The sequence below is a fragment of the Schaalia sp. genome (genome assembly GCF_050312375.1).
In the GTDB taxonomy this organism is placed as follows: domain Bacteria; phylum Actinomycetota; class Actinomycetes; order Actinomycetales; family Actinomycetaceae; genus Pauljensenia; species Pauljensenia hyovaginalis.
Genome location: NZ_JBNOYB010000105.1, coordinates 117,641 through 125,526, shown reverse-complemented (window position 1 = coordinate 125,526; position 7,886 = coordinate 117,641). Strand labels below are relative to the sequence as shown.

Here is a 7,886-nt window from a genome sequence, read left to right as displayed (position 1 = left end):
GTTGCGGTTCTTGTCGAGCTCGATGATCTTCGCCTCGATCTCGCGGCCGATGTAGGGCTGGAGATCGCGGACGCGACGCATCTCGACGAGGGAGGCGGGCAGGAAGCCGCGCAGGCCGATGTCGAGGATCAGGCCGCCCTTGACGACCTCGATGACGGTGCCGGTGACGACGCCGTCCTCCTCCTTGACCTTCTCGATCTGGCCCCAGGCGCGCTCGTACTGGGCGCGCTTCTTCGACAGGAGCAGACGGCCTTCCTTGTCCTCCTTCTGGAGGACGAGAGCCTCGACCTTGTCGCCGACGGCGACCACGTCGTCGGGGTTCACGTCGTGCTTGATGGAGAGCTCGCGAGAGAGGCTCACGCCCTCAGTCTTGTAGCCGAGGTCGAGGAGGACCTCATCGTGGTCGACCTTGACGACAGTGCCCTCGACGATGTCGCCATCGTTGAAGTACTTGATGGTTTCGTCGATGGCGGCGAGCAGGTCCTCGGTGGAGCCGATGTCGTTGACCGCGACCTGCGGCGTGTTGGTGGTCATGTAGTTGTGTCTCCGAAACGGACTGAATAGTAGGTGAATGGACTGGCGATCCGGGCCCGGAGGCCCGAAACCACCGCGAACTACTCTATCAGGCGTCGCGCGCGAAAAGTGAAGCACGGGACGGGGTGAATTCGTGGCCCCCGTCTCGATTCGCCCCGCGCCTCAGTGCGCGGCCGCCATCCAGTTCCCCCCGATGCCCACCGAGACCTCGAGGGCGACGCTCATCCGGACGGGCTGGGCCATCTGCTCGCGGACGAGCGCTTCAACGGCCTCGGCCTCGCCCGGCGCCACTTCGAGGAGGAGTTCGTCGTGGATCTGGACGAGGACCCGCGAGTTCAGGCCCGCCGCCTCCAGGGCGTCGACCACGTTCACCATGGCGATCTTGATGATGTCGGCGGCGCTGCCCTGGATCGGCGCGTTGAGCGCCGCGCGCTCGGCCATTTCACGCCGTTGGCGGTTCTCGGAGGTGAGGTCGGGCAGATACCGGCGCCTGCCGAACATCGTCTCGGTATAGCCCCGGGCGCGCGCATCGTCGACGATCGCGGCGAGGTAGTCCCGGACGCCGCCGAAACGCTCGAAGTAGCGGTCCCGCAGCGCGGAGGCCTCGGGCACCGGGATGCGCAGCTGCTGCGAGAGTCCGAAGGGCGACAGGCCGTAGGCGAGGCCGTAGGACGTGGCCTTGATCCTCGAACGCTGCTCCGGGGTGACCTCGTCGATGGGAACGCCGAACACCATCGACGCCATCGTCCTGTGGAGGTCCTCGCCCGAGGCGAAGGCCGCGATCAGCCCCCGGTCCTTCGACAGGTGGGCCATGATCCGCATCTCGATCTGCGAGTAGTCGACGCTCATGAGCGCGCAGTAGCCGGGCCCGGGTACGAAGCCGGAGCGGATCCGCACTCCGTCGGGCGTGCGCGCGGGGATGTTCTGGAGATTCGGGTCGGAGGAGGCCAGGCGCCCCGTCGCGGCGACGACCTGCGAGAAGCTCGAGTGGATGCGGCCGTCGTCGCCGATGCTCGCGATGAGCGAGTCCACCATCTGCTTGAGCTTGATGCGATCGCGGTGGACGAGGAGGTTGTCGAGGAAGACGAAGCCCGGCCCGGCCTGCCCGCGGGTCCTTTCACGCAGATCGAGGAGGGCCTCGGCGTTCGTCGTGTAGCCCGTCTTCGTCTTCTTCGTCTTGGGCAGGTCGAGCACGTCGAAGAGGATGCGCTGCAACTGCTTCGGGCTCGACAGGTTCACGTCCTCGCCGATGACCCCGATCGCCGCGGCGCGCGCGGACTCGACCTCGGCGCCCAGGGAGGCCGACTGCTCCCTCAGAGCGCCTTCGTCGACGGCGATCCCCGTGTCCTCCATCGCCGCGAGGACCCGGGCGACCGGGAGCTCCATCGTCTCCAGGAGCTCCAGCTCCTTGGCCTCGACGAGTTCGGGTTCGAGGCGTTCCCACAGGGCGGGTATCGACCGGGCCTTCCGGGCGGCGAGGAGCATGCGCGGCGAGATCTCCCCGCCCACGTCGAAGAGGACGTCCTCCTTCGGCTCGAGCTCCTTCGGATCGACCCCCAGATAGCGCTCGAGGAGCACGGGCAGCTCCACGGACCTCGAATCGGGGCGCACGAGGTAGGCGGCGAGATGGACATCCCGGCTCGGCCAGGGCACGGCCCACCCCTGGGCCCTCAGGGAGTGGCTCAGCGCTTTCGCGTCGTGGACGATCAGGTCCGTCGCCCCGCCCAGCGCCTCGCCAAGGGCCCTCTCCTGCCCGGGGGACAACTCGGTCGGATCCACGACGAGCACCCGCTCCCGGGCGACGAGGGCGAGCAGGTCCGTCCTGCCCTTCGCGGGGGCGCCGGAGCCCTCGGCCCAGAGCGCCCGGATCGGTCCGAAGGCCTCGATCCACTCCGCGATGTCACGATCCGCCTCGACCGGATCCGCGTCGAACTCCGCCGTGAAGTCGAAGGGCGCGCGGACCTGCTCCTCGGCGCCCGGGGAGGGGGCGGTCCCGCCCTCGTCCCCCGCGATCGCCATGACGCGCGAACGCAGGCCCCCGAACTCAAGCGCATCGAAGAGGGAGAAGAGCTCGCCGGAATCCGTCGCCCCGCGAGTCAGATCGTCAAGGCCGACCCCGAGGTCGAGATCGGTGAGAAGACGATTCAAACGGCGGTTCCTGCGCACGTCCTCGAGGTGCTCGCGCAGGGCCTCGCCCCGTTTGCCCTTCACCTCGGCGGAGCGTTCGAGCAGGTTGTCGAGCCCGTCGAAGGAGACGATCCACTGCGCTGCGGTCTTGGGGCCCACCCCGGGCACGCCCGGCAGGTTGTCGCTCGCCTCGCCGACCAGGGCGGCGATCTCGGGATAGCGCTGCGGCGGCACCCCGTACTTCTCCTCGACGGCCGCCGGCGTCATCCGACGAAGATCGCCGGGCCCCTGCCCCGGGTAGAGGACCGTCACCCGCTCATTGACCGTCTGGAAGGTATCGCGGTCCCCCGAGACGACGAGGACGTCCATCCCTTCATCGGCACCGCGCTTGGCGAGGGTCGCCAGGATGTCGTCGGCCTCATAGCCCTCCTTGCGCAGGGAGACGATGCCCATCGCATCGAGGACTTGGGAGATGAGCTCGACCTGCCCCTTGAACTCCTCGGGGGTCTCCTCCCGCGTGCCCTTGTACTCGGGGTACTCCTCGGTCCTGAAGGAGCGGCGCGAAACGTCGAAGGCGACGGCGATCCTGTCCGGACGCTCCTGCTCGATGAGCTTGACGAGCATCGACACGAAGCCGTACACGGCGTTCGTGTGCTGACCGGTCTTCGTGGCGAATTTGTCGGCGGGCAGGGCGAAGAAGGCGCGGAAGGCCATCGAATGCCCGTCGATGATGAGCAAAGTGTCCGTCATAGGTGTAACCCTAGAGCCCATGAACGATTCCGTCCCGCAATCCTCATCCCCCGCTCCCGATCCCGCGCGCGTCGGCGGCTTCGTCGGCGCGCATTGGCCGGGCTCCCTCATGGAGGCCATGCGGATGGAGGTCCTCGAGCACTCCCCCGAACGCACCGTCGTCGAGATGCCGGTCGAGGGCAACACCCAGTCGCTCGGCATCCTGCACGGCGGGGCCTCCGCGGCCCTCGCCGAGACGGCGGCTTCCTTCGCCGCTCAGATCCACGCGCGTCGGGTCTTCGGCGCCGAACGGGGCTTCGCCGTCGGCACCGAGCTGTCGATCTCCCACATCTCGAGCGTCGATTCGGGTCGCGTCCGCGCCGTCGCCGAGGCGGTGCGGCTCGGCGGATCGCAGACCGTCCACCTCGTCGAGATCCGCACTCTCGAGGGCGGGCTCGTCTCCACGGCGCGCGTGACGAATCGCATCCTCGCGAGGCGCAGCCGCGACTCGGACGGGGAATGAACAGCGAAAGCCCGTTCGTGGATCCACGGATCCGCGAACGGGCTTGGTAGAGTACCCCGAGTGGGATTCGAACCCACAACAAGCCGGGTTTGAGCCGACCGCCTCTGCCAGTTGGGCTATCGGGGCAGCGCGCGAAAGCGCACGACCAGATTATGATAGCGGTGCTTGAACCACCAAACGAGGATGTGCCATGACTGCTGAGAACCGCACCGAACCGCGTCGCGTACTCGTCGCCGAGGACGAGGGTCTCATTCGTCTCGATATCGTCGAGACCCTGACCGCTGCGGGGTTCACGGTCGTCGGAGAGGCCGCGGACGGCGAGGAGGCGGTCCAGCTCGCCCTCGAGCTCGAGCCCGACCTGTGCGTCATGGACGTCAAGATGCCCCGCATGGACGGGATCACGGCGGCTGAGAAGATCCTCCACGAGCTCTCCTGCGCCGTCGTCATGCTCACGGCCTTCTCCCAGACCGAGCTCGTCGAGCGCGCCCGCGACGCCGGCGCCATGGCCTACGTGGTCAAGCCCTTCACCCCGGCCGACCTCATCCCCGCCGTCGAGATCGCCCTGTCGCGCCACCAGGAGATCGAGTCCCTGGAGGAGGAGATCGCCGACCTGTCCGACCGCTTCGAGACCCGCAAGCGCGTCGACCGCGCCAAGGGCCTCCTCATGAAGAACATGGGCATGACCGAGCCCGAGGCCTTCCGCTGGATCCAGAAGACCTCCATGGATCGTCGTCTCTCCATGCGCGAGGTCGCCGACGCGGTCATCGACCAGGTCGACGACTGAAACCCCGGACCGGCGCCCGCCCCCGTGCGATCATGAGGACATGGACCTCGGTTCCTGGATCTTTTTCGGCTCCCTCGCCGTCGTGTGCGCCGCCCTGCGATGGCGCTTCTCGCTCCGGCGGCGGATGGATGCGCGCATGCACGAGGCCCCGCGCGAGGAGCGGGAGGCGCTTGCGGACATCCAGCGGGACATCGATCGGGGGAAGGCCGCGAGGCAGGGCTTCTTCTAGAGGGGCCCGCGATCATATGAGGAAGGGCGCTGAGGAATGATCCTCAGCGCCCTCTTCCTTCGCATCAGGCCACGGGGATGAGCTCCAAGCCGAGGAAGCGCGCCGCCGCGCCCCGCGACTCGGGAACGTCGAGGCTGTCGATCGCACGAGCGATCTCAGCGTCGGCGAGCTCATCGAACCAGGGCCTGACGGCCTGCGACAGGCCCTCCAGGTCCAGGTTGTTCGCCTGACGATCGAACAGGATCGAATGGACCGACACGGTCCGGGTATTCGTATTCATTTCACTTCTCCATCATTCATTCATCCGAGCCCTTGGGGTATGCGCGTCGGTCGCGCAGGCAACCCATATGGGCCGAAGTCGGTGCGTTCGCCGTCGTGCGCACCATCCTCAGCGCGCTCCGAATCTCGGCGAAGAATTCAGCATATACGATGCAGCGGCACTTACGCAAGCGCAGTCGTGCGGCGCGCTTCCATGACGCAACGCAGGAACGCCGGGCCGCAAGGGCCCGGCGTTCCAGAGGATCTCAGTCTCAGCGGTGCGCCCCGCCGATCTGGTAGTCGACTTCATCGCCCACCTCATGGATCCGCAGCATGTTCGAGGACCCCTCCGTGCCCGGCGGCATGCCCGCGACGATGACGAGCTGATCGCCGATCTCAGCGAGGTGCGAGGACTGCGCGACCTGGTCGACCTGCCACACCATGTCGTCCGTGTGACGAACCTCGGGCACCCGGTAGGTCTGAATGCCCCACGAGAGGGCGAGGCGGCGCCTCGTCGATTCGAGGGGCGTGAAGGCGAGCATCGGGATCGGGCGGCGCAGCCTCGAGATCTTGCGCGCGGAAGTGCCCGACTGGGTGAAGGTCACGAGGTAGCGCGCATCGATGTGCTCGGCGATGCCCGCCGCCGCCTCGCAGATCACAGAAGCCCGGTCAAGGGCGTAGAAGCCGTTGAGGGAGGCGATCATCTCGCCGCCGTTCTCCTCGGTCGACTCGACGATCCGGGCCATGGTGCGCACCGCCTCGATCGGGAAGGCGCCGACCGAGGTCTCGCCCGAGAGCATGACGGCATCGGCGCCATCGAGGATCGCATTCGCGCAGTCCGAGGCCTCGGCCCGAGTCGGACGCGGATTCTTGATCATCGAGTCCATCACCTGAGTCGCGACGATGACCGGCTTCGCCGCGCGACGGGCCAACTCGATCGCGCGCTTCTGGACCAGCGGAACCGACTCGAGGGGCATCTCGACGCCAAGGTCGCCGCGGGCGACCATGATCGCGTCGAAGGCCTCGACGATCTCGGCGAGAGCATCGACGGCCTGCGGCTTCTCGATCTTCGCGATCACCGGGAGGCGGCGGCCGTACTCGTCCATGATCGCGTGGACGTCCTCGATGTCCGCGGCCGAGCGCACGAAGGACAGGGCGATGAAATCGGCCTCCTGCTCGAGCGCCCAGCGCAGGTCCTCCTTGTCCTTCTCGGACAGTGCGGGAACCGACACCGCGACGCCGGGAAGATTGAGGCCCTTGTGGTCGGAGACGACACCGGGCACCTCGACGCGCGTCACGACATCGGTCTGCGTGACCTCGATGACGCGCACCGCGACGTTCCCGTCATCGATGAGCAGGCGATCACCGGGGGCGCAATCACCGGGCAGGCCCTTGAAGGTCGTCCCCACGAGCTCCTTCGTGCCCGGGACGTCACGAGTCGTGATGGTGAAGGTGTCCCCCACCTCGAGCACCTGAGGCCCTTGCGCGAAGGTCTCCAGTCGGATCTTCGGGCCCTGGAGATCGACGAGGATCGCAACGGCGCGGCCGGAAGTCGCCGACGCGCGGCGCACCTTCTCGATGACCGCCTCATGCTCTGCGGCGCTGCCGTGGGAGCGGTTGATCCGGGCGACGTCCATTCCGGCGTCGACCAGGGCTTGAATCTGTTCGGCGGAATCTGTCGCGGGTCCGATGGTGCAGACGATTTTTGCTCGGCGCATAGGGCCATTCTAGCGTGACGACGAAGGTCCCACCCCCGCCGACGCGGCGCCGGTGTCGTGATGGTCGCCATGAAGCTCCGCGCCCGCCGCCTCGCTTTGGGGCGCCTCGGAGGGCGCGGCCCCGCCCTCGGCCCCCGAACCCCCTTCAGACGCGGGGACGAATCTCTCATCGCCGACGAGCCGCGTCGAACGGCCGAGCCTGCCCGCGATGATGAAGATCGCCGCGCCGAGGACGAGCATGCCGATCGACGTCCAGGCGTTGAGGCGGATCCCGAGGAACTCCCGCGCCTCGTCAAGGCGCATCGTCTCCATCCAGATGCGCCCCACCGGATAGGCGAAGAGGTACAGGGCGAACACCTGGCCCGCCTTGAAACGGAAACGGCGATCCGCCCAGGCGATGAGGGCGGCCATCGAGAAGTTCCACAGCGACTCGTAGAGGAAGGTCGGGTGGAAGAGGGTCCCCGAGGCGTAACCCGCGGGCAAGTGCGCGTCATCGATCTCCAAGCCCCAGGGAAGAGTCGTCGGCGAACCGAAGAGCTCCTGGTTGAAGTAGTTGCCCCATCGGCCGATGCCCTGAGCCATGATGAGAGCCGGCGCCAGGGAGTCCGCGACCGGGCCCAGGCGGCGTCCCGCGCGGCGCACTGCGATCCAGGCCCCCAGCGCCCCGAAGAAGACCCCGCCCCAGATGGCGAGCCCGCCCTCCCAGATCTTGAGGATGCGGAGCATCGACTCGGGCGATGCGAAGTAATTCTCGGGCGTGGTCACCACGTGGTAGAGCCGGGCGCCCACGATGCCCATGGGAATCGCCCACATCGCGACGTCGTAGAGCAGCTCGGGATCCCCCCCGCGCTTGCCATAGCGTTTCGCCGTCCACCACACGGCGAGGATCATCCCGGTGACGATGATGAGGCCGTAGGCCCTCAGGGGAAGCGGGCCGATGTACCACACTCCCCGATCGGGAGAGGGAATGGACGCGACGAACAT

Annotated in this window: 8 protein-coding genes and 1 tRNA gene; 3 read left to right on the top strand and 6 right to left on the bottom strand. The window is 67.6% G+C overall.

Going from position 1 to position 7,886, the window contains the following annotated elements:
• The coding region (locus tag ACQY7V_RS08605) for a S1 RNA-binding domain-containing protein (RefSeq protein WP_428639778.1) at positions 1 to 534 on the bottom strand (534 nt) is incomplete at its 3' end.
• 162 nt (positions 535 to 696) lie between these two features.
• Entirely contained in the window at positions 697 to 3,411 is a 2,715-nt protein-coding gene (gene polA, locus ACQY7V_RS08600; protein WP_303772301.1) for a DNA polymerase I, read from the bottom strand.
• A gap of 19 nt (positions 3,412 to 3,430) precedes the next feature.
• On the opposite strand from polA, the gene ACQY7V_RS08595 reads away from it, so the two are divergent.
• Entirely contained in the window at positions 3,431 to 3,913 is a 483-nt protein-coding gene (locus ACQY7V_RS08595; RefSeq protein WP_229770357.1) for a PaaI family thioesterase, read from the top strand.
• Between the two features lie 52 nt (positions 3,914 to 3,965).
• On the opposite strand, the gene ACQY7V_RS08590 is transcribed toward ACQY7V_RS08595, so the two are convergent.
• Positions 3,966 to 4,039, bottom strand: a tRNA-Leu gene (locus tag ACQY7V_RS08590).
• A 64-nt stretch (positions 4,040 to 4,103) separates the two neighbouring features.
• Here ACQY7V_RS08590 and ACQY7V_RS08585 point away from each other — a divergent pair.
• Both ACQY7V_RS08585 and ACQY7V_RS08580 read left to right on the top strand, forming a co-directional pair.
• Positions 4,104 to 4,697 (top strand): ANTAR domain-containing response regulator, encoded by a 594-nt coding sequence (locus ACQY7V_RS08585; protein WP_154477545.1) that lies wholly within the window; start codon positions 4,104 to 4,106, stop codon positions 4,695 to 4,697.
• Between the two features lie 40 nt (positions 4,698 to 4,737).
• Positions 4,738 to 4,926, top strand: coding sequence for a hypothetical protein (locus ACQY7V_RS08580; protein ID WP_154477543.1), 189 nt, complete (start codon positions 4,738 to 4,740; stop codon positions 4,924 to 4,926).
• A 64-nt stretch (positions 4,927 to 4,990) separates the two neighbouring features.
• Here the strand turns inward: ACQY7V_RS08580 and ACQY7V_RS08575 are convergent, their stop codons facing one another.
• The 3 genes from ACQY7V_RS08575 to lgt form a co-directional block, all read right to left on the bottom strand.
• Complete coding sequence (locus ACQY7V_RS08575) at positions 4,991 to 5,206, bottom strand: hypothetical protein (protein ID WP_154477541.1); 216 nt, start codon at positions 5,204 to 5,206, stop codon at positions 4,991 to 4,993.
• A gap of 250 nt (positions 5,207 to 5,456) precedes the next feature.
• Positions 5,457 to 6,902 carry a pyruvate kinase gene (gene pyk / locus ACQY7V_RS08570; RefSeq protein ID WP_154477539.1) on the bottom strand — a complete coding sequence of 482 codons (1,446 nt, stop codon included), beginning with the start codon at positions 6,900 to 6,902 and terminating at the stop codon, positions 5,457 to 5,459.
• A gap of 9 nt (positions 6,903 to 6,911) precedes the next feature.
• Positions 6,912 to 7,886 (bottom strand): prolipoprotein diacylglyceryl transferase, encoded by a 975-nt coding sequence (lgt, locus tag ACQY7V_RS08565; protein ID WP_303778159.1) that lies wholly within the window; start codon positions 7,884 to 7,886, stop codon positions 6,912 to 6,914.